A 21,795-nucleotide genomic window follows, 5' to 3' on the forward strand; every position below is an offset into this window, starting at 1 on the left:
TTAAAATCTTCCTGTTAATGTCAGCCACAGGCTCCGACCGACGCCATTAATTCCCGACCCGTGCGTACGATAGTCTTCATTGGTAAGGTTCTGAGCAACAGCATTTACTGCGAAATGTTTGGTATCAAAACCGGCCATTAAATTCACGACTACCCAGCCCGGCGTGCCTCCTTTTGGAATGCGGTTATCACCGGCATCTCCGGCTGCCAGCCGTGTTTGTTTTTCTGCAAACCAGGCTTCGGGACGTACATACCATTGACTCCTGCGATATTCTAGTCCAAATCTTCCGTTTAATGGCGGAATGCGGCGGACCGGCTCATTTTTAGTAACATTCTTACCAAAATTATAAGCTCCTGATCCATAGATTTTCCAGTACTCGCTAAACACATATTCCACATCCAGCTCTGCGCCCCGAATGTAGGCGTGCTCCACATTTTCCTTCCGGTATACGTCAATGCCGTCTATTTTCTGTCCGGCAACTTGCACACGTGTAATCAGGTTACGCAGGTTATTTTGAAATAAAGCCGCGCTCATTGCAAAGCCGTCCGACCTAAATTTGTAACCCGCTTCAAAATTGTAGGATGTTTCAGGTTTGAGATCATAGGCGGGCAGCTCGTACCGAAAATCAACGATCCCTAATGTTCCCATATCATCAATATTGGGCGCCCTGAAACCGGAGTGAAAGGATGTATAAAAATTGGAATGGTCTTGAAGTAGATACGAAATAGAAGCATTTCCAACCAAAGCTGTTGGCTTCACAGACACATTACCCAGCGCTTCATCGGCAACTTTTATACGAAAACCATTAAAACGTCCCCCGAAAGAAAACCGCCAATCATCAAGCTTTAACTGGTGAAGCGAGTAAACCGCGTAATTGAGATATTTACTGTCGTCAGGATAAAGACCGCGGCTCGCGACCGGGCCAGCACCGTCAACCTGATCGATCTTGTCGCTTGCAACCTGATCATTATAGATTTCGATTCCGGAACTGGCATTCCAGAACTCGGCAATGTTAGATTGAACATTGAATATCAATCCCGAGGTTTGCACCTTATCCGTCTCTGTGCGCAGGCTGTTACTCCCCTTTTTTCGGCTGAGCCTACCCTCATTAGTCGCCTGCCACGATCCGGTCAGCGATATTTCCGAAGCCCATTTACTGGTTGTTGTACCATTAAGTTTAAAATAACTTAAAGACCGTTTTTGCGGATTGAACTCGTTTAAGGCGAAATTTTCGAGCTTATAGCGATAATAAAGTGGTACGTGTTTTTGAGAAACTGATTGATGCGCAAGGGTGAGCGTCCACGAGTCGCTTAGAGCGAAAAGCAACTTCGCATCGAAAGCCCGGTCCTTATAGCCACTCGGAGATTGTTTGCCGGTGGTATCCCCTCCTACCAAATCTCCAAAGTTGCGGATACTCACGCCGCCAGAGAATGCAACACGCGATGATGAGAGCGCAACTCCTGCCCGTAATGTTTTCTCCATATCGCTCGTCGCATACCGCGCAACTGCTTTGCCATGAACAGCCGGTTTTTCAGAAAAGGCAGGATTGGAAGTAAGCAGTTGAAGTGTTCCACCTAATGCATCGGAGCCGTATGCGACAGAACCGCCGCCCCTGAGGACTTCTATTTTGTCAATCGTGAAAGGGTCAATCGTGTTCAAATACTGGTTGGGGCCGTAGCGGAATGTGCTGTTATTGAGTCGGATACCGTCAATAAGAATGAGTGTTTGATTACCTGTCAATCCTCGTAGAAATGGCGAACCGGCTCCATGGGTTGTCTTTTGAACGAAGACGCCGGTAGAACCCATTAATGCCTCCGGCGTGGTGCGCGGCTGGTAGGTCTGCAAGGTTCTGGCAGAGATTACTGATATGGAGCCCGCTGTTTCCAGGGTCTTTTGTTGTACCCTATTCGCCGTGACATTTACTTGATTAAGCAGTTCGGTACGAAGTGAATCACGCTCCTGGGCGAAACTGGAAAGCGCGGATAGCACCATGAAAAAACAGCAGTAGAATACCCTCATAAGTGAATGCTAACATTAAAATGAGATCAAATAAGGGGGTAAAACTAAGTCTTCTGTTTGCAGAAAAGCCGGCAATAAGATTACCAATTTGTTAAGGTTGAATCCAGTTCCGCTCCCGACGTGACGGAATACCTTTTACAAAGATTTAATAAACGCCAGACCGGCAGTCCAGGTAATGTTAAGATAACGGTTATTGGCTAATGTTCGAAGCTGCGTTCTAAATATCTCCATCATTTCCAGACCCAGGCCTTTTTCAATTCAGCAAGCCTGCACTCCATTGTAAAGCATAAATAACCTTAAAGTATTTGGCTTTTAGCTCGATCAACTTCTGCCTTGCTTCAATGGCTTTATTTTCGCGGGTATTAATTAAAAACAGCGAGCTTTCGCCATTTTTGAACCTTACTTCTTCGGCTTTAACCAGTTGCTGGTAATTGCTCAGATTAAGATTCTGCAATTGGATCTGTTCCCTGAGGTTGAGCAGATCATTATGATACTGCCGGATCTTGACTTGCAGATCGAGCCGTTTTTGCATTTGCGCCAGTTGAGATTCTTCAATTTTTAGTTTAGCCTTTTTGTACTCACCGCGGCCGGCCGACAGTCGCATTGGGATTTCAAACTTGAACCCATACTGGTAGTTATTGTCAAAAATGGGAGCTTCGGAAACGCTGGCAAATGCATTGTAACCCTTGCTCAAATGGTTATATCTAAAATCCGCTTTGGGTAAAAGCTGCTGAAATTTGAGTTTTTTCTCAATGTCAAGCGCCCGTAATTTGAAATCATAAGCTTGTAATTCGGGATGGTTTTGCTCGGTTGTCGTAAGCAGGCTGGCCAGGTCAAGGTCAAAGTCCTTCGTACTTTGCTCGTTGTCCCAGTCTGCGGGAGGAACTATGGTTTCCGGTAAGTTATAGGGCTCGCCGCTCGCCGTCCATAAAAATGCAGAGAGTTGCAAACCAGCGTTGCGGAATTCTACGCGGTATTGATTCTGCTGATACTGAAAGCTTTGCAGTTGTGCCAGCGTCTCAATCGTGTCAATGGCCGCACGCTCGCCGTTCTGTAAGGATTTTCGCACGAAATCAAGCCGTTGCTTATTGATATCGACATTGGCCTGCATAAGGGTGTATTGATTGTAACTGCTCACCCATTGCCAATATGCATCCATCGCATTCATTAACAAGTCGTTGAGCACCAGTCTTTGCTCCGTATCCGCCAGTGTCCTGAATATCCGGGCCTGCTTCAAAACTGCGCGCCGTTTGTCCATCAGCAAATCTTTGGCAAGCGGAATACTCACACCCACGTAAGCCGATTGTCCTTTCGTCATCGTCGGATCCAGCCGCTCCCCGGTATAATTTTCAATACCACTGTGAATTTCAATGCCGTACCAGGTTGGAATAGCAATTTCTGGCGAGACCCGGTTGTAGTAATTGGTGCCGCCAAAACGCTTTCGGGCCACATACGCACCGAGCACAGGATCAAACCCGCCACGCGCCGTGACCAGGTCTGCCTCCGCCTGCCCGACCTGGATTGCTGACTGTTTGGCGACAGGATGAAACGCCCGCACCAATTCAAGAACCTGCTCAGCCCGTAAAGTATTGGCTGAATCCTGTGCGACGACGGGCGTAAAAATCCACGTCCCGAGCAGCATTTTTAGCACTATGACAAAGCTCTTCATAACGGACGGTTGTTTTATTTTTTTGTAGAACCTTTGCCCGCAGCATCGTCCAATGTGTAATAATCCGGCGGGAAGCCGTTGATATTACGCCATAGCTCATACCATACCGGCACATCTTTCAACAAGGCAATCCCCTGTGCACCCGTGCCCAGTTTCAGCTGCTGCGGCCAGGGCCTGTCCGTCGGATCTTCGGCTACCAGCACGCGGAACATTCCGTTGGCGCTGATCGTGTGCTCAAATGCAACCACTTTGCCCCCGAAAGTCCCGTAACTGTTTTCGGGCCAGCCGCTGAAAATGATCGCCGGAAATCCATCAAACATAAACCGAACCTTCTGCCCGATGCTAACCAGTGGCAGATCCACCGGCCGCACATACATCTCGACGGCATAGTTCACGCGGGTAGGAACAATAACGGTGATCCGTTCGCCGTCTTTGAGAATTTCGCCGATCCCGGCCTTGCTAGCCTGCACGATCTGGCCATCTTGCGGGGCCAGGATGAAATACATGCCATTGCGGATTTTGTAATTGGTCACCTGGTTTTCCAGCTTCGCCATTTCCCCCTGGCCGGAAGCAATGTTGCTCAGACTTTGCAGCCGGTCGCCCTCGGCCTTACTGATCTTTTCCGCATACTCCTGCTCTACCCCATTCTGGTCTATCTCCACAATCAGCAGTTCCTGTTTTGTCTGCGCGATCTTGTTTTCAGCGGTAATTTTTTTCGCCAATGCATTCTGAAAACTCGTATTGCGCTGTTGCAGCTGTGTCTGGGATACGAGTCCTTCCAGAAACATTTTTTGCTGGCGGTCATATTGATCTTTGGCCAAATTGAATTCGTTCGTGACCGCTTCCAGCTCGGCCTGCTCGCCATTAAGCTTGTTATTGAGTTGGACGATCTTGTTTTTAAGTTGTTCAAGCTTAAAATTCTTTGCTGCCAGCAGCGCTTGCATTTGTGATGACGACGTTGCTGCTTTTCCTTTATAAAAATTAATCGCGCCCTTTTTTGCTTCCACCTGTTCCTGGGTGCGGCCTACCAGATTGGGGTCCAGGTAATCCTCCTTGATTTCAGAAATCTGCATGATCGTGTCCCCCATTTTTACAAAATCGCCTTCCTTGACATACCATTTGGCTATTTTGCCGGGAATGGGTGAGTTGATATTTTGCGGGCGCTGCTCCTGAAATAAAGTCGTAATGTCACCTTTTGCCTGAATGTTCTGCGTCCAGGGCAGAAAAAGCGCAAGACCGAGCAACATAATGATGCCATAAAACCAATATCTGACCTTACTTTCCTGATCACGCAGATAAATGGTGTCCAGGGATTTAAGCGGGATTTTATACGTTGCCTGTTCCATTTTCATGATTGTTAAGGACGGTGATCGCTTTGTTGTCGAGTATAATCTGGTAATCGCATTGTCTGGAAAATTCCGGATCATCGGCAACCACAATGATAGTCGCGTTATTGGGTTCGCTCAACAGATATGCCATCATGCGCTGGCGCTCAGGCCCGGTGAGCATTTGCCAAGGATCTTCCAGAAGCAGCAGATCAGGCTGGCCCAGCAGCGCTCTTAACAGACAAATGCGCTTGATGTAGTCGCTGGGCAGGTTTTTACCATTTGGGTCAACCGGCGTCTCGAATCCATCAGGCAGCGAATCAAGGAAACCAGACAACCCACATTTAGCAGCGAGTGCCATGATTTCCTGTGAGCTGATGTTGTTTCTGCCCATTAAAATGTTGTCCAGGACCGAGCCGATGAAAATTTCCCGCTGATTCAGATACAGGCCGATCCTTTCCCTGAGCGATGAAAGTGAATAGTTGCCCAGGGGAATCTTGTTGATCAGCATGGAGCCCGAAAACTGCTGATAGTGCCCTGCCAGGATCTTCAAAAAGGTTGATTTACCCGAAAAATGATCCGACGAAACGGCGACCAGACTCCCTGCCGGAATGTGGATAAGGACATGATCAAACAGCTTGCGGCCATTCGGAAATGCAAATGAAAAGTCGATCAGATCAAGGGTAAGGCCTGCATTAGTGGGTTCCAGGGTAAGTTTCCCGTCCCGTTCCGTCAGGTTTTCGGTCACCGTTGCAATCTTTTCCAGACCAGTAGCCACATCATACACGCTATCCAGGTTGATGATCAGCTTTTCGACGGCATTTATCACCATAAGCACTACGATTTCGGCTGCGATAAACTCACCGATATTAAGCTGTTGCCGAAGCAGCAGGAACGAACCGCCCGCCAGCATGGCCAGCGTAATCGCCACTTTTGTGACCACCAGCGTCTTATATTGGACAAGCAGTACTTTGAAGTGATCCGTGCGCGAATGCAGATATTTGCTTACGTGGTCATCGGTTTTGGTCAAATTTAAATGCGATCCGTAGCTCAGCTTAAAGGGATTGATCACTTTGGCCATTTCTTCGAGCCAACCCACCGTTTTGTATTTATTGACGCTTTCCCGCAAACTCGTTTTCAACCCATTAACACCGGTAAACCTGAAAATCAGTGTCAGAACCAACAGTAATGTCAATCCGAAAACAATAAAGAAAGGGTGATAAACCGCCAGCAGCAGCAGACCGAAAATGAGTTGAATACTCGCAATAGGCACTTCCAGCAGCAGTTTTGACAAACTTTTCTGCACGATCAGCACATCAAAAAAACGGTTCACTTTCTCAGGCAGATAAAACCGGTCGGTTGTCAGCAGGTCGAAACGCGGGATCTTGTCGGCGAACTCAAATGCGTAGCGGGTGAATATCTTTTGCTGGATCTTCTCAATGATCTTCATCTGATTGATCTGCATAATGCCGACTGCGGCGACACCAAAAACGACGAGAATGATCAGTATATAAATCGAAGTGACCATTGAAGCACCGAGAACAAAGCCGATGATCGCCTGTATACCCAGGGGCAGACTGAGGTTGACCAGACCACTCAGCAAAGCATAAAAATAAACGGCGCCGATGTCGGACCGGTCCAGCGAGATCAGATTCCAAAACCTTAAAAAGGGGTTTACCTTTTCCATACCTATTGCGTTCAATATCCACAAATATAAAAAGCTTTCTTTTATTATAGTAATACTATCAATAAAAGTAGTTAAAGTATTTTTTACGATACATTAGCTGTTACTTGCAAATAGTTTACTATTTTCGATGAATAATCGGCTTCGTATGGATTTCCAGGTAAGTTTTAATTTAAATGAAAAGGTCTTTTTGAGAGACCCGGAGAGTAGTGAGGTAGGAAAAAAGCTTGTGAAAAGCGCAATAGACTTGATCTACGAGCTTGGATTTGAGCATTTTACCTTCAAAAAACTTGCGGCAGAAGTCAATACAACCGAGGCTACCGTATACCGGTATTTTGAAAACAAGCACCGCCTGCTGCTGTACATTCTCAATTGGTATTGGAATTACATGGAGTTTCTTCTGGAATTCAGATTGCAGAATGTGACGGATACCAGGGTGAAATTGCAGACCATCATTGAGCTGCTGACCCAGGAACTGCCTGAGAGCTCGGGGAAAATGGACTATAACAAGCGGTATCTGAACCAGATCATTATATCGGAAAGCAGCAAAGTTTACCTGGTCAAAGAGGTGAAGGAAATCAACAAGTCCGAAGTATTTAAGCCTTACAAAGACCTGTGCGGAAAAATCGCGGAGGTGGTCAGCGAATACAACCCTGCGTATCAGTTTCCAAGATCACTGAGCAGCACGCTTATCGAAACATCGCATTACCAACAGTTTTTTTGCAATTATCTTCCAAGACTTACCGACAGCAAAGGCGGAGATCAGAAAACCTTCACTGCCGGCTTTTTGTCCGACCTGTTATTTAAAACGCTGGATCATAGTTAGTTGAGAAAAAGCAAATTGACTTAATTGTAAAATATTAAGATTAAACATGGGGATTCTCCTAAGAAACTTGTCTATGAGAAGATGTTCTAATTTTCTCACCAAAGACTTGAAGTATGAAAAGATTACTCCGAATGATGAGCCTGTTGATTGCATTAACAGGAGCCCTGAATTTTGTAGCCAAGGCACAGACATACAACTGGAAACCTGTCCGGATTGGCGGCGGTGGTAATGTCACCAGTATCAAAGCACATCCCAAAGTGCCTAATCTCTATTTTATTACGACCGACGTAGGCACACCTTACCGCTGGAACCACGCGGCGCAGAAATGGGAAGATATGATGTGGTCTGGTAAAATTCCGACGACAATGCTATTCATATGCAGGAAGAGAAAGCCGAACATTAGAAATGGCGAGCCTCGCATTTCGACATAACAAAATGCGAGCTTCAACCCATAAGAAGTCGTAAAAATAATCCGTGAGTAAATTATCTATCCAACCGGCCTATGCCGGTTTTTTTAATTCTCTGAATTTCCATTCCACGCTAAACCACATCCTCTTCAAATAGAATTATTTTCTGAAAAAAAAATATTATTTATAGTATGGGGATAGAGCTAGTGGTTTTGTCTGTGTGAGAGAACTGCAAATGTGCAGCCGCGTTAATGAAACGATATGGCAATAAATTCTATCAAAAAACTACCGTCAGCCGAAAAAGACGTAGCGGACTTGTCTGCGCAGGATAACGGCCCCATGATGCTAGACGACGAATACCTGATCCGCAAGACGTTCAGCCAGGACCCGCAGAAAGGGTGCGAGCTGCTGTTCAAAAAGTATTACACCAATTTATGCAACCACGCGATCCGCTTTGTGCATTCCAGCGAAGTCGCGGAAGATATTGTATCAGAGGTCTTTGCAGCTTTCTGGCAAAGCCGGACTTTTGAGCTCATCAACACTTCCTACCGCGCATACCTCTACAAGTCTGTCCGGAACCGGTCCTATAATTACCTGAAATGGGACCTCAACCGCACGTCCCCCATGGAAGGTATGACCACGCCCTTCGAGGCCCATACGCTCAATCCGTGTGACGCTTTGTTATACAGCGAGTTGCACCAGCAAGTCGAGCGCATTGTGCAGGATATGCCGCCGCAGTGCAGGAAGGCTTATTTGCTTAAACGCGTTGAAGGCAAGTCGCTCGAAGAAATTGCAGCTGAGCTTCAGATTACGCCCAAGTCTGTCGAAGCGCTCATTACCCGCGCCATTGCAAGGCTTCGTACCGGCTTGAAGGACAGCTGGTTTATCTGCCTCGCGCTGATGATTTCAATTAAAGTATAAACCCGACATGGGGTTCGGGCCAGTGCACTTGTCTGTTGTTGACTGCCGCGAATTATCCAAGACAGCCCTCACAGGACTGTAAAAGCTAAAAAATATAAAATGAAAGAATCCCTATCCAAAGACGTCCTCTTCGATTTTTTTGACGGAAGGACCACATCCATTCAACGTAAGCTCGTCGAAGACTGGCTGGCCGACCCGCGGAATGAAGATCTTTACTATCAGTATCTCGACGAATGGGAAAGCCGCCATCCGCAGTTTACACCGCAGGTGGAAAGCGCTCTCTCTGAATTTGTTGCGCTGGTCAATGATCAGGATGCAGCGAAGGCAATCCCAATGTATCAGGCAGAAAAAACGCATTTCAGCATCTGGCAAAGTGCGTGGGCTTACCGTGCCGTGGCGGCCACTGCCGTAGCGGCTTGTTTCCTGGTGGTCGGTGGCTTTGTTTTCAATCAGGAATTGATGTACAAATCATTGACATCCGAAAACGGCCGCATATCTGCCTATGAACTTTCTGACGGAACGAAAGTCGTGCTCAATGCCAATTCAGTTTTACGCGTTCCAAGGTTGGGTTTCGGATCGGGTAACCGGGAAGTAATGCTGGAAGGCGAGGCGGAGTTCAAAGTCGTTCATACCGAGCAGGATAGCCGGTTCATAGTGAAAATGGATAAAGATTATTCTATCGAAGTGCTTGGTACTGAGTTTGTTGCTTACTCTCGTGAGCGTGGTACGAAGGTTTTTCTGACCAAGGGAAAAGTAAAGCTGAGCCTGCCGAAAGGAAAGCAGCTTTATATGAAACCCGGAAATCTCTTTTCAACCGAAAAAGACGGAAAATTCACCCTTACATCTTCATCGACACCAGCAAAGTTCGTGGCCTGGAAGCAGGACATGTTTTATTTCGACAATACGCTATTGTCCGAAGCGGTGCAACAGCTTAACGAACGCTTCAAAGTCGATGTGCGTATACTTGATCCCGTTCTTGGCAACCGTCGCATTGGTGGCGTGTACAAGGCCAGGCAAGCCGACGACCTGCTGGCCATTTTATCGGAACTGCTTCATCTGGAAGTGGTAAAACACAATGAATTTATTGAATTGAGAACATCAGTAACCAACCCTAACCATGAGTAGCAGATTTCTACAAAAAACCCGTATCGTGCTGACCATGTTATTTGTTCAGCAGCTTTGCACGGCGCAGGGTATCTCATTTGCAAGCCAGCCCACCCAACGGAGTGCCGCCCAACGGAATGCCGCCCAACTGAATGCCGCCCAACGCGAAGAAAGCAGCGCCAAAAACCTGAAAGATTTACTAGTAGATCTGGGCAAGCAGCACCAGGTAAGCATATTATTTGAGGAAGAAACCGTTAAAAATATCACCATTACCGGGGCGGATTTCCGTCAGGAAGGCGGTAAGCTGGAAAAGCAACTGACCGATCTGCTCAAACCATTCAATCTTCGTTTCAAAAAAGCAGGAAAAGAAGCATATGTGATCGTCTCACGATTTGAGAAAAAAGCTTCTGAGGCTGGAATAGCCACCATTGAAAGCGCTACCATCGCCCCAAGTGTGGCTCCTGAATCGTTGAGCAGGACTGATATTGCTGTTTCTAAAATAGCAAAGGAAAATCCAGCGGAAGAGACAATCAAGGGAAGGGTTACAGATGAGCGAGGCGATGGACTTCCGGGCGTGAATGTGGTGATTAAAGGTTCGCAGCGTGGCGTAACGACGGACATTGCGGGCAAATATGAGCTGACAGCAGCAGGTCCTGACGATATTCTGATATTTTCATTTGTAGGGTATCTGCCTAAGGAAGAGATCGTTGGGAATCGTTCTGTCGTGGATATTTCGCTTTCGGTGGATACAAAAGCGTTGGAAGAAGTGGTGGTCATTGGTTACGGAACGGCCAAGAAAAAAGACCTGACCGGCGCAGTTGCCGTGGTCGGCCGCAAGGAATTCGGGGATGTATCGGCTACATCTGCCCAGCAACTTTTGCAGGGCAAAATCGCCGGTGTACAGATCGTGAATACGGGCGGGTTACCAGGTTCGAATGCGAAAATCATCATTCGCGGCGTGGGCTCGCTCACCAATTCCGATCCGCTTTATGTGATCGACGGGATTCAGGGGGGCGATATTAATTCAGTAAGTCCTTATGATATTCAGGATATTACGGTGCTGAAAGATGCTGCTTCCGTGGCGATTTATGGCGCATCGGCAGCCAATGGGGTGGTGTTGATTACCACAAAAAAAGGCAAAGCCGGAACGCCGAAAGTAACTTACAATGGCTATGTAGGCGTGGCGCAGGCCTGGAAAAAGCTGGATATGCTCGATGCCGCGCAGTATGTGCAGCTCGTGAAAGACATTGATGCAGTACAGGGAAATAAGGTCCCTGACAAACTGAACACCCCCGACGTGCTGGTAACCCGGACCGACTGGCAGAAGGAGATTTTCAGGAATGGAAAAATCACCGAGCACCATGTGAATGTAACGGGCGGAAGTGATAAAGCGACCTACAATTTCTCGGCAGGTTATACCAATCAGGAGGGTATTATGCGGGATTATGGATACCAGCGGATCAATTTGCGGACGCAGCTCGAAGAGCAGATCGGCAAGAGAATTCGACTCGGACAGACCATTAACTTTAAATACAACAGGACAACGGGCAATGCAGCCAGCTTTGTAGAGGCGCTGCGTATGCCACCTTACGCACCGACAATGGATCCGACGAATTTGGGCGGGTACAGTAAAGTAACGACGATCATCGACCAGAACGACGCGCTCAATCCGCTACCAGGAATTTATCTCACGGAAAAACTCGGAAGAGGCGTTTCAAATCTGTTTCAACTATGGGGTGAGGTGGACATTATCAATGGCCTCAAATTCAGGACGCAGGCGAACATCGGCCTTTCCAATGCCAACAGCTACAATTACACAGGCGAATATCTGAACGGGAATACCAAAATTGACCGCAAGATCGAGGAAAGCTACTCATTCTCAGTGTCGCCGATCATTGAAAACATTCTGAGCTATACGAAAACGATTGGCCGCCACGATTTTTCACTCATGGCCGGTAACACCTACAATGAAGGCAACCGGAGTCGGAGCGTGAATATGACTGGTTCGGGTTTTACCAATGACCTCATCAAACAGATCGGTGTTTCCAAATCCAACAGCATTACCGGCACCGGATCGAGTATTTATGCGTCGCGCTCGTATTTTGGCCGTCTTACCTACGCTTTTCATGACAGGTATCTCGTGAATGCCTCTATCCGTCAGGACATTAACCCTGCATTTGGAAAGGCTTACCGCAAAGGGAATTTCCCATCGGTAGGTGTGGCCTGGAAAGTTGCTAATGAGGAGTTTATGAAAAATATCTCGTTTATCTCCGACCTTAAACTGCGCGGCAGCTGGGGCATTACCGGCAATGCGAATATCGGTTTGTTTCTTACTGATCCGACCGTTTATCGAGGCTATGGAAACAACAACATCGTGTATTCTTTTGGCGAAAACAAAGCATTCCAGCAGGGAGCGACCGTTACCCGCGTTCCTAACCCGTTCCTGAAATGGGAGGAAACCACGCAGATCGATTTCGGTGTTGATTTCGGCCTTTTGCAAAACAGACTTCAGGTGAGTCTGGATTATTACAAACGCGATAGCAAGGATTTGCTGCTGGATGTGAAACTGCCCGTTTCCACAGGTTTGGGAGATGTTTACAATGATGCGAGCATGGTTCAGAATGCAGCCAATGCAGTTAACAAAGGTTTTGAAGCCGCGTTATCTTATGCAGGGCAGTCAGGAGATTTCAGTTACAGCATTTCGGCTAATACAGGTTATAATAAAAACAATGTAGTGTCACTTGGCAATGGCGCGCCTATCGTGAGTGGCAGCACCAATGGCGGGATCAATATTACCAAAACAGATGTAGGCGCGGCGATTGGTTCATTCTACGGATACAAGGTGGATCAGGTGGTGTCCAGCGCTGCGGATGTGGCCAGGTATAATGAGCAGGCAGTTGCCAAAGGATTTGCAAGTTACCAGGATGGTTTGAAGGCGGGTGACATTGTTTATAAAGATCTGAATGGGGACGGACGCATTACCGACGCGGACCAGTCATTCCTCGGCTCGGCGATCCCAGTATGGACGTATGGTGGCTCGGTCAATTTGTCCTACAAAGCTTTTGACCTTTCAATGGGTTTGGCTGGAATCGGCGATGTGAAAGTTTACAATGCATTGCGTTACTGGACAGAAGGCACAACCCGCCCGTTTAACTCTTCAACGGCTGTGCTGAATGCCTGGAAAAAGGACGGTGACATGACGGATATGCCAAGGTCCGGCCAGAATACACCGTCGAACCTGCGTGCTTCCGACCGATTTCTGGAAAACGGCTCGTTCATGCGGTTGCGCAACCTGACCCTTGGATTCTCGGTCCCGAAAACAATTTTGAATTCGACAGGCGGCAAAGTGTTTTCAAGCTTCCGCATTTATGCCACCGCAATGAACCTGCTCACATTGACCAAATACAAAGGGTATGATCCCGAAGTGAGCGCCAGCGTGAACGATGCCAAGTCGTTTATTTTCACCAAAGGCGTCGATACAGGTCAGTATCCACAGCCGAGGACATTCCTTGTCGGATTGCAGGTCGGGTTTTAATTTTTTCTATTCAAATTCATTTTCATCATAATGAAAAAGCAAATACTTTCGCTGGGAACGCTGGCCTGCCTTACCCTCGCCGGCTGCGACAACTCACTGGATAATGTCAAAAACCAGTCGAGCTACAACGACGATACTTACTTTACAACGCCCGCTACGATTTCGGAAGCCGTTACAGCGACTTACGGGCTGCTGCTTTACAAAGGCTTGTATTCCAGGGATTTCTATTATTTAATGGATCTTACCGGCAATGAAGCGGAGGCTGATGCGCCGTTGCTGGGGGACGTTTTGCAGCTGCACGATTACAGTTATGCACCCAATCATGCGCAGATCAATGACCTTTGGTCTACCACTTATAAAATGACTTTCCGGGCGAATCTAGTGATCGATAAAGCTGCGAAAATAACGCCCGCAAATGACGCAGAGAAACAAAAACTAGCCCAGTATGTCTCAGAAGCCTATTTTTTGAAAGCCTATGCCGAGTTTTTGCTCGTAACGCTTTGGGGCAGGGTGCCAGTCCGCAAGGATTACAGTGGTAACGACGAATTTTATCTTCCAAGGGCGAGCACTGAGGAAGGCTGGAAAATGGTAGAATCCGACCTCGCCAATGCAATCAACGGACTGCCTGTCACGTACGCCAGTGCGGGTGACCTGGGCCGCGTTACCAAAGGTGCGGCGATTGCATTATTGGGTAAAACCTATTTATACCAAAAGAAATACGCCGAAGCTGCCGCGCAATTTGACCTACTTACAAAGGCGCCTTACACGTATGATCTGGTCAAAAATCTGGACGAGCTCTTCACTAAATCACCCGTGAAAAACGCAGAATCGGTTTTCGACGTCCCGCACAAAGAATGGGGCGGCTGGGCCGAAGGTAGTCCGTACTATATGTTTGGCTCGCAGGAAGGATCGGGAAGCGGTAAAAATACATTGACCGGCCGCGCTATGGAATACGGCTGGAACGACTGGCGAAACGTGTTCATCTCCGATGCCGCCGTGAAAGCATTCACTTACAAAGACGAAGCCGGCAAAGCTTATGTTGATCCGAGAGCCCAAAACACATTTTACGGTGACAAAGCCAGCGGAGGCGACGTGACCTATTGCGACAAATGCACGACTGGGGTGAAAACTTATCCGTTTGCAGAGAATGGCAACGGCTACCGGTGGAGGAAATACGAACCTTACGAATACAAGGAAAAAGGCGAACTACCGCAATCGGACATCAATTCCCAGATCATCCGCTTTGCCGATGTGCTGCTGATGCTCGCGGAGGCGCAGATCCAGGTCGGAAAAATGGGTGAAGCTTTGCCATTGATCAACAAAGTGCGCGCCCGGTCCGGCGCATTCGCTTACACCACGCTGGGCAGCAAGGACGAAGCAATGAAAAAGCTCATGCTGGAACGCCAGCTCGAACTCGTCGGTGAGCAGGTGCGCTGGTTCGACCTGATCCGCTGGGGTGTTGCCAAAGAAACGCTCAATGCTGAAAAGAAAGCGAAATATCCGGCATCAAGTCAGTCTTTCTTCCAGGACAAACACGTATTATTTCCTATTCCCTTAACCGAGAAGAACACCAATCCGCTCGTGGCCAAGGACGTTAGTAATGACTGGAATTGAGGATCAGGAGCTTGTAACCTTCATTTAGGCATATCGGGTCGGGAGCCGACTCTGGCTGCATACAGATCCTGGTGACTCAGTGATCAGTATGCAGCCAGGCCGCCGATTCGTGCAGACATATGTAAGCAATAGTTACCACCGTTTCACAACAGCAAGAACGCTATTCCTTCCAAACAATCTCTTTATAAACAATGGATTTGTAGCCATCAAACTCATACAAAACCCCAACGCTTTTCTTGCCCGTTTGCACCAGGTCCGAATAAGCTGTGTAATCCTTTTCGCCGCTTTTGCTTTTGTCAACCACGTAACTTTGCTTCCAGGTTTTGCCGTCGTCAAAGCTGATCCTTAATGTGAGGTTGTCGCGTTCTTTGGTGTCGGCTGCGTTGGAGAATGCGAGAATGTTGTGTTTTTTGGTTTTACCAATGGTTAAAATGCTTCCTTCGCAAACGGGATCAGGCAGGTTATGGTCAAAATAAGTGGTATCCCATTTCACTCCGCCATCGCTGCTTACCGCCACAATGCGCGCGCGGACATCGCCCTTTTGGTTTCTCGCATTGAACATGACCCTGCCTCCCGAAATTTCGGCGGCCGTGGATTCATTGGAACCTTCGAATGAAATCGTTTCGCTTAATTTGAATGTTTTGCCATGATCATCGCTGTAAAAACCGTGTGCCTGGTAATCCGCACCTTTGGGTTTGGGGTCACCGGCGGAGTGGTTGGCGGCAATGTAGATCCTGCCTTTAAACGGTCCTTCCGTCATTTGCATGCCGTGCCCGGGCGTGTTGGCGTAACTTCTCCAGTCCTCACTGAAATTGTAAGCCGCATTCACATCCGGCATTTTCGGTTTGTGAACTTGCGTCGTAATGTTGACAGGTTCGGCCCAGGTTGCGCCCGCATCCGTCGAGGTTTTATACCAAACCTCACGCAATCCTTTGCCTTTGCGCACTTCGCCTTCATGGTTATTTCCTGTGTTAAAAAACAAAAACAATCGTCCTTTTGGAAATGCCGGATCGCTCAGATCGAACACCGGGGCCGGATTTCCGGCTTGCAGCTTGTCGTAGCCCGCCACCACTTGTGATGCCGACCACGTTTTGCCTTTGTCTTTGCTACGTTTCATGACAATGTCAATGTCTCCAAAATCCCCGCTTCCGGCCACCCTACCCTCTGCAAATGCCAGCAGATCACCATTCGGTGCGCGCACAATGGCGGGAATACGGAAGGATTTATAACCTTCTGCGCCGGAAACAAAAACGGGCGTCTGCGCCTGAACGGCGAGCTGGCAAATGAGTAATGCAATGAGGGTTAGTTTTATGATTTTCATGTTCAAGCGTTCTGTTTTTCAGTTTCAAAAATGTTGTTCTCCACGCCCATTCCAACGAGTTCCTGCATCAGCTGCGCACAATACCATTCCTGCCTCGGCAGGTGGAACGGGCCTTTGAACAAGTTGCCTTTGGCGGTTTGCGCCACACTTCCGTCGCGGTGCAGGTAACCAAACCATTCCCCATTTTCCTGATCGTGAAAGTGGGTGTAGGCCCAATCGTGCACCATCGTGTGCATTTTCGCGTATTTTTTATCCTGGGTAAGCGTATAAGCCAGCAGCGTGGCAATAATTACTTCATTGTGCGGCCACCAGAACTTCATATCCTGCCAGTATTCCTGCACGGGCTTGCCATAGACATCCCTGAAATAGAATATGCCGCCAAATTCCTTGTCCCAGCCGCGCTCCCACATGTAATCGAGCATTTTGCAGCCGAGCGCGATCAGATGCGGGTCATTGTTCCGGTATTTGGCCTCGTGTAAAATAAACCACGCACCTTCTATCGCGTGGCCCGGATTGAGCGTGCGGCCGTCGATGTGGTCGATAATGCTGCCGTCGGGCGCGACTTGTTCCATCACGCATTGAATGTCTTCTTTGACAAAATCGGTTTCAATTTCCCTGATAAATTCGTCGATCAATCCGTCGCAGCGTGGGTCACCGATGGTTTCGCGCAGTTGCTGGGCGGTGTTCATCAGGATCATCGGCACGCCTATTCCCTTGGCTGGTCTTGTGGAAGCGAACTTGGGTTCGAGCAGTCCGGGTGTGGTTGCGTACTCCATGCATTTACCAAATAAATAGCGCGCCTTTTCCGCGGCTTGCTGGTCTCCGCTCGCTTTTGCATAAGCTGCATTGGCTATTACGGCGAACGTTTCTGAAAAAAAATAACGGCGTTTGCGGATGGGTTCACCGGCGCGCGTCATGTGGAAAAACATGCGTCCGTCGGTGTCAAAACAATGTTTATTCAAAAAATCAATTCCTGATTTGGCTCCTTCCAGCCATGCTTGTCTGGGCTCCACGGTGTTGTATAATGTCGCCAGCAACCATGCCGTGCGGCCTTGTATCCAAACGGCCTTGTCGTCATCGATCAATGTGCCGTCGTGATCGCGCATTAAAAGATATCCGCCAAACTCCTCATCCAGCGACCTCGGAAACCAGAATGGCAGCGTGTCGTTCAAGAGCTGATTTTTGTAAAAATCTCCCAGGTTTTGCAGTTCTGCTTTTGTGTAATGCATTTCTTTTTATTTTACTGCTATTGAAAAGGTCGAAGCAGGCAAGCCCGCCTCATTATAAAGATTAGCCCGCGTAAAAGGCTTATATGCGTACAAAACGGTGCTGATCCGTTCACCAGCCGGAACGTTGATCACGATTTCATTGCCTGAAATTTTTGCATTTGCAGACATTTGTTTCCCATTTTCCGTCAGTAATTCAAAGCCCGTCAGCGGTGCATTGTTTTTGGTCAAAAGGTTTTTTTGTTTTGACCAAAAACCTTTCCCATTAAAAAAACGAATCCTGATCTCGCCGTTTGTAAGTGTTGCCTTTTCAGGAACCGGCCCTTCGGCTACGACATTCTTTTTATATGTGTCCCGAAGTGCCAGCAATGCGAGCCGTTCGCCGACTTCCTTCTTTTGTGTGGGATGCACGTCCAGCGAATCGCCAAAATCGTAGCTGACCGCCATGCCGGAATTGGGGATTGTGGTCAAAAGCTTTCGTTGCGAATCCCTGAATTCGGGCCAATTGGGTCTTTCAATGCTGGATAACTGCACATAGTAAAACGGAAATGCATAACCCCACTTCTCCCGCCAGTTTTTGACCAGCATTTCGAAAAGCTGCTCGTGCAGCGAAACATTAAACACATTGCTTTCACCCTGATACCAGATCACGCCCGCAATGGGGAAGTCAGTCAGCGGAACAATGCTCGCCTGAAAGTTGTAACCTGGCTGAAATGGATGTTTTTGATCCTTTGATTGCGCGTTACTGATATTTTTCGCAGCACGTTCACGGCACCAATCCATGACTAGGTTTGAATGTTGCCAGTCGGTGAGCATTCCGGTAAATTGCTGATCTTGTTCGAGAAGCGCACGATCAATCCAAGATTCGGTTGGAGAACCGCCTAATGCAACCTGTATGAGGCCAATTGGGACGTTTGTTTCTTTTTTAATTTGTTTACCAAAATAATAACCGATTGCTGAGAACGTGGCTGCCGATGATTTATCCAGCGTTTTCCAGCTGCCCGCGAAGAATTTATATTGATTGATTTTATGGAGCGAAGCAGAATCCCAAGCTGCATTCCCAGTCGAAACGGTTCCGCTCATTTTCAACAAACGTAAGTTATAATCAAATTTTCCCGCTGCCAGTTCCTCCGGCCCTGTTTTCGCATCCTGCAATGCAAAAGCCATATTCGACTGCCCGGAGCAAAGCCATACATCGCCGATCAAAATGTCACGAACATTGACTTCCTGATTCTTCGTCGAAACTGAAATATCATACGGCCCGCCTTCTTTTGATGCCGGAAACGTCACGCTCCATTTTCCTGAACCGTCCGTTGTTACAGTCCGTATTCTTCCCAAAAACCCAACAGTTACGTCAGTTCCACTGGCCACATTTCCGTAGATCTTAATGGGTTTGTTTCGCTGCAAAACCATGTGGTCCGAAAATACGGGAGCCAATGTGAGCTCGGTTTCCGCCACATTTTGGGCTTTGGAAAAATTAAATGCTAATACATTCAGCAGCAATAAAAATACGATTCGCGCCATCATTCGTACATGGTTAAGCCTTTCAAATCGCGCTCGGCGGGCATGATCAAACTAAAAATGTAACCGAAAACCACGCAGCTTACCAGTCCGGTAAATGCGTACATGAGCAAGTGAATGTTGGTATAATGCTGGATCAGGATCTGCGTAAAACAGCTGATGACCATGCCGATCATCACGCCATTTCCGCTGGCTTTTTTGGTAAAAATTCCCAGAATAAATGCGCCACCAATGCAGCCGGTAAACAGGCCGAGAATGGTGTTAAACTTATCCCAGAGCGAAGAAACGCCCTTGTGCGCCATATACAGCGCGATGCAGGTGACAAAAATGCCGAGCAATAATGTGGTGGTTCTGGCAAAGAACAGCGTTTGTTTTGGCGTAACGCCGGGTTTGAATTTTTGATAAAAATCCGTCGTCAGCAATGTGGCAGTGGAGTTCATGCTGGCTTCCGTGCTGCTCATGGCCGCGGCGAAAATGCCTGCGATGAGCAACCCCGACAAACCGGCCGGAAGCTGGCTTACGATATACCACGGAAAAATGTTGTCCTGATCATTCAAAGCCATATTCACCTCATGCGGATGCTCGCGGAAAAACAAAAAGAGCAACGTGCCGATCGAGAAAAAGACCAATGTGGAAGGCAATGTCAGCCACGCGCCGAGTTTCAAGCTTTTGATAGATTCCTTCTCGGATTTGGTGGTCAGATAGCGCTGCACGGTGGTTTGATCGGTGCCATAAGTCAGCAAATTGATTGCTAACCCGCCGATTACTACAACCCAGAACGTCGGTTCGGTGAAATCGAAACGGAAGTCGAAAACCTTTAATTTATCAGCATGATTAATGGCATTGATGCCTGCATCCCGGTCGGTAATGTGAAATGGAAGATAAAACAGGCAGAACAATGCGCCCGTGGCCAGGATCAGAACCTGGATCACTTCCACCCAGATCACCGCCTCAATGCCGCCTTTGACCGTGAAGAAAATACTGATCGCACCGATCATAATGATGCAAATGTTGATGTCGATGCCCGTTACCAGCGTCAGCGCAATGCTCGGCAGCAGCACCACAATGCCCATCCGTCCGATTTGCAGCAACACGTAAAGCGCCGAAGCCATGACGCGTGAACCATAATTGAAGCGTTTGCCCAGATATTCGTATGCCGATGTCACCTGTAGTCGCCGGTAAAAAGGAATGAAAAATTTGGCAACCAGCGGCATTACCATAATGATCGTCATGAGCAGGAAAAAGTAAGTCCAATCCGTGCCGTAAGTCTTGGCCGGAATGCCCATGAATGTGATGGCGCTGAGCTTTGCACCAAAGATGCTGATGCCGGCAGCCCATTGCGGAATGCGCTCACCGCCTTTGAAATAATCGTCTGTGTTGCTGGTTTTGCCGGTGAACAAGAAGCGGCCTGCCGTCATTAATAAAAAGCAAATTCCCAAAACAGCCGAGTCGATCCAGGAAAAGAATGGCTTGTGCTGAATGCTGCCTTTCGTGATCACGGGCGTGCGGGTTCCGGGGCGGATCTCGCCGCTAGGAATGATAATGTCGTTGTTCCATTTTACCGCTGTGGTTGTCACCTGCGCTGCTCCCGGGAGCTCGCCCACGCTCGTCCAAGCGTTGGTAATGGTGTTGTATAAATAAATGTCCTTGCTAAAACCTTCGTGGGAATTCAGTAATGCGACTTTTTCCGCTTGCAGCTTTTGTTTCAGCTCGGCGGTTCCGGCTTTCGCAATTTGTGCATTGAATGTTTCGATCTGGTGAAACACATTCCCCTTATCGCCGCCGATCAGCAGAATGTAGGAAGCACCGCTGGCAACGCCCGTCCCGGCTGACCATGTGGTAACCTGCTTTCCATCGCTGATATCGCCGAGTTTTTGCCAGGATTTTTTAGCAGGATCATAACTAAAATTGCTGCTATGCAGATCACTGATCCCGCTCGCCGTAGCACTTCTGCCGCCGAGCACATACACCTGCGCATGCTTGCCATTATGCTGTGAAACCACCACCGAATGCGACATAGCAACCGGCAATGCAGGTAAAATCTCCCATTTCGGTGCTGCCTCAGAAAGATTCAATGCAAAAAACTGGTTGGACGGCTTGCCATTGTTTTCGCCGCCCGCCACATATATCGTGTTACCGATGCTGGTCGCGCCAGCATTGGCCAGCGCAACCGGCATATCCGGTAAGGGTTTAGAAATGATTTCATTTTTTGCAGCATTCCACTGCATCATAAAAGCCTTGTTAGTCACACCATTTTCCAGCTCTCCACCTAGACAAACGATCCCATCCGGCACGGAAACGCTGGCGCCATATGCTGCTTTTACGTGCAAACGAGGCATCTTTGGTGTAATCCACTCATAACTGTCCTGCTTTTTTTGCAAAACATACATTTCATCCCGATACACTTTTTTGCCACCTTCCCACGGCATTCCATTGGGGAAATTGGCTCCGCCGGCAACAATCAGCACGCCGTTATGGACGCCTGTGAATGCGCCGGCCACGCCCAGCTGTTCTTCGTCCTTTGCGGGAGCAGGCATGTTGGCAAGTTCCGACCAGACGATTTCATTCGCCTTCTGATCCTGGGCGCGCAGCGTTGGTGACCACATAAGTTGTAAGCAAAAAA

The 21,795-nt window shown here is 48.1% G+C and carries 14 protein-coding genes; 6 read left to right on the forward strand and 8 right to left on the reverse strand.

Annotated features, from left to right (window positions below; genetic code table 11):
* The 4 genes from KOD92_RS20785 to KOD92_RS20800 form a co-directional block, all read right to left on the reverse strand.
* Positions 1 to 1,992 carry a TonB-dependent receptor plug domain-containing protein gene (locus tag KOD92_RS20785; protein WP_215235515.1) on the reverse strand — a complete coding sequence of 664 codons (1,992 nt, stop codon included), beginning with the start codon at positions 1,990 to 1,992 and terminating at the stop codon, positions 1 to 3.
* Between the two features lie 280 nt (positions 1,993 to 2,272).
* Positions 2,273 to 3,688, reverse strand: a complete 1,416-nt coding sequence (locus KOD92_RS20790; protein ID WP_229254777.1) for a TolC family protein — start codon at positions 3,686 to 3,688, stop codon at positions 2,273 to 2,275.
* Between the two features lie 14 nt (positions 3,689 to 3,702).
* Positions 3,703 to 5,034 (reverse strand): HlyD family secretion protein, encoded by a 1,332-nt coding sequence (locus KOD92_RS20795; RefSeq protein WP_215235516.1) that lies wholly within the window; start codon positions 5,032 to 5,034, stop codon positions 3,703 to 3,705.
* A complete protein-coding gene (locus KOD92_RS20800; RefSeq protein WP_215235517.1) occupies positions 5,015 to 6,700 on the reverse strand; it encodes an ATP-binding cassette domain-containing protein in 1,686 nt (561 codons plus the stop codon). Before KOD92_RS20800 ends, KOD92_RS20795 begins: the two co-directional genes overlap by 20 nt.
* Before the next feature lie 145 nt (positions 6,701 to 6,845).
* Here KOD92_RS20800 and KOD92_RS20805 point away from each other — a divergent pair, with 145 nt between their 5' ends.
* The 6 genes from KOD92_RS20805 to KOD92_RS20830 all read left to right on the forward strand — a co-directional run bounded on the left by KOD92_RS20805 (position 6,846) and on the right by KOD92_RS20830 (position 15,104).
* On the forward strand, positions 6,846 to 7,523 hold the full coding sequence (locus tag KOD92_RS20805) for a TetR/AcrR family transcriptional regulator (RefSeq protein ID WP_215235518.1): 678 nt from the start codon (positions 6,846 to 6,848) through the stop codon (positions 7,521 to 7,523).
* Positions 7,524 to 7,636: 113 nt separating this feature from the next.
* A complete protein-coding gene (locus KOD92_RS20810) occupies positions 7,637 to 7,954 on the forward strand; it encodes a hypothetical protein (protein WP_215235519.1) in 318 nt (105 codons plus the stop codon).
* Positions 7,955 to 8,191: 237 nt separating this feature from the next.
* Positions 8,192 to 8,851 (forward strand): RNA polymerase sigma-70 factor, encoded by a 660-nt coding sequence (locus tag KOD92_RS20815; RefSeq protein ID WP_215235520.1) that lies wholly within the window; start codon positions 8,192 to 8,194, stop codon positions 8,849 to 8,851.
* Positions 8,852 to 8,950: 99 nt separating this feature from the next.
* Complete coding sequence (locus KOD92_RS20820; protein WP_215235521.1) at positions 8,951 to 9,976, forward strand: FecR family protein; 1,026 nt, start codon at positions 8,951 to 8,953, stop codon at positions 9,974 to 9,976.
* The gene (locus KOD92_RS20825; protein WP_215235522.1) at positions 9,969 to 13,490 is read left to right on the forward strand and encodes a SusC/RagA family TonB-linked outer membrane protein; all 3,522 of its coding nucleotides are present in this window, start codon (positions 9,969 to 9,971) and stop codon (positions 13,488 to 13,490) included. The genes KOD92_RS20820 and KOD92_RS20825 overlap by 8 nt, the downstream gene beginning before the upstream one ends.
* A 30-nt stretch (positions 13,491 to 13,520) precedes the next feature.
* Positions 13,521 to 15,104: a RagB/SusD family nutrient uptake outer membrane protein gene (locus KOD92_RS20830; protein WP_215235523.1), complete on the forward strand. Its 1,584-nt coding sequence runs from the start codon at positions 13,521 to 13,523 to the stop codon at positions 15,102 to 15,104.
* A 160-nt stretch (positions 15,105 to 15,264) separates the two neighbouring features.
* Here the strand turns inward: KOD92_RS20830 and KOD92_RS20835 are convergent, their stop codons facing one another.
* From KOD92_RS20835 to KOD92_RS20850, 4 genes are read right to left on the reverse strand one after another with little or no spacing between them, the layout of a single operon-like run.
* On the reverse strand, positions 15,265 to 16,425 hold the full coding sequence (locus tag KOD92_RS20835) for a sialidase family protein (protein ID WP_215235524.1): 1,161 nt from the start codon (positions 16,423 to 16,425) through the stop codon (positions 15,265 to 15,267).
* A 2-nt stretch (positions 16,426 to 16,427) separates the two neighbouring features.
* On the reverse strand, positions 16,428 to 17,654 hold the full coding sequence (locus KOD92_RS20840) for an AGE family epimerase/isomerase (protein ID WP_215235525.1): 1,227 nt from the start codon (positions 17,652 to 17,654) through the stop codon (positions 16,428 to 16,430).
* Between the two features lie 6 nt (positions 17,655 to 17,660).
* Positions 17,661 to 19,178: a sialate O-acetylesterase gene (locus KOD92_RS20845; RefSeq protein ID WP_215235526.1), complete on the reverse strand. Its 1,518-nt coding sequence runs from the start codon at positions 19,176 to 19,178 to the stop codon at positions 17,661 to 17,663.
* Positions 19,175 to 21,778 carry a sodium:solute symporter family transporter gene (locus KOD92_RS20850; RefSeq protein ID WP_215235527.1) on the reverse strand — a complete coding sequence of 868 codons (2,604 nt, stop codon included), beginning with the start codon at positions 21,776 to 21,778 and terminating at the stop codon, positions 19,175 to 19,177. The genes KOD92_RS20845 and KOD92_RS20850 overlap by 4 nt, the downstream gene beginning before the upstream one ends.
* Between the last annotated feature and the right edge of the window lie 17 nt (positions 21,779 to 21,795).

Source organism: Dyadobacter linearis, from assembly GCF_907165045.1.
Lineage (GTDB): Bacteria > Bacteroidota > Bacteroidia > Cytophagales > Spirosomataceae > Dyadobacter > Dyadobacter linearis.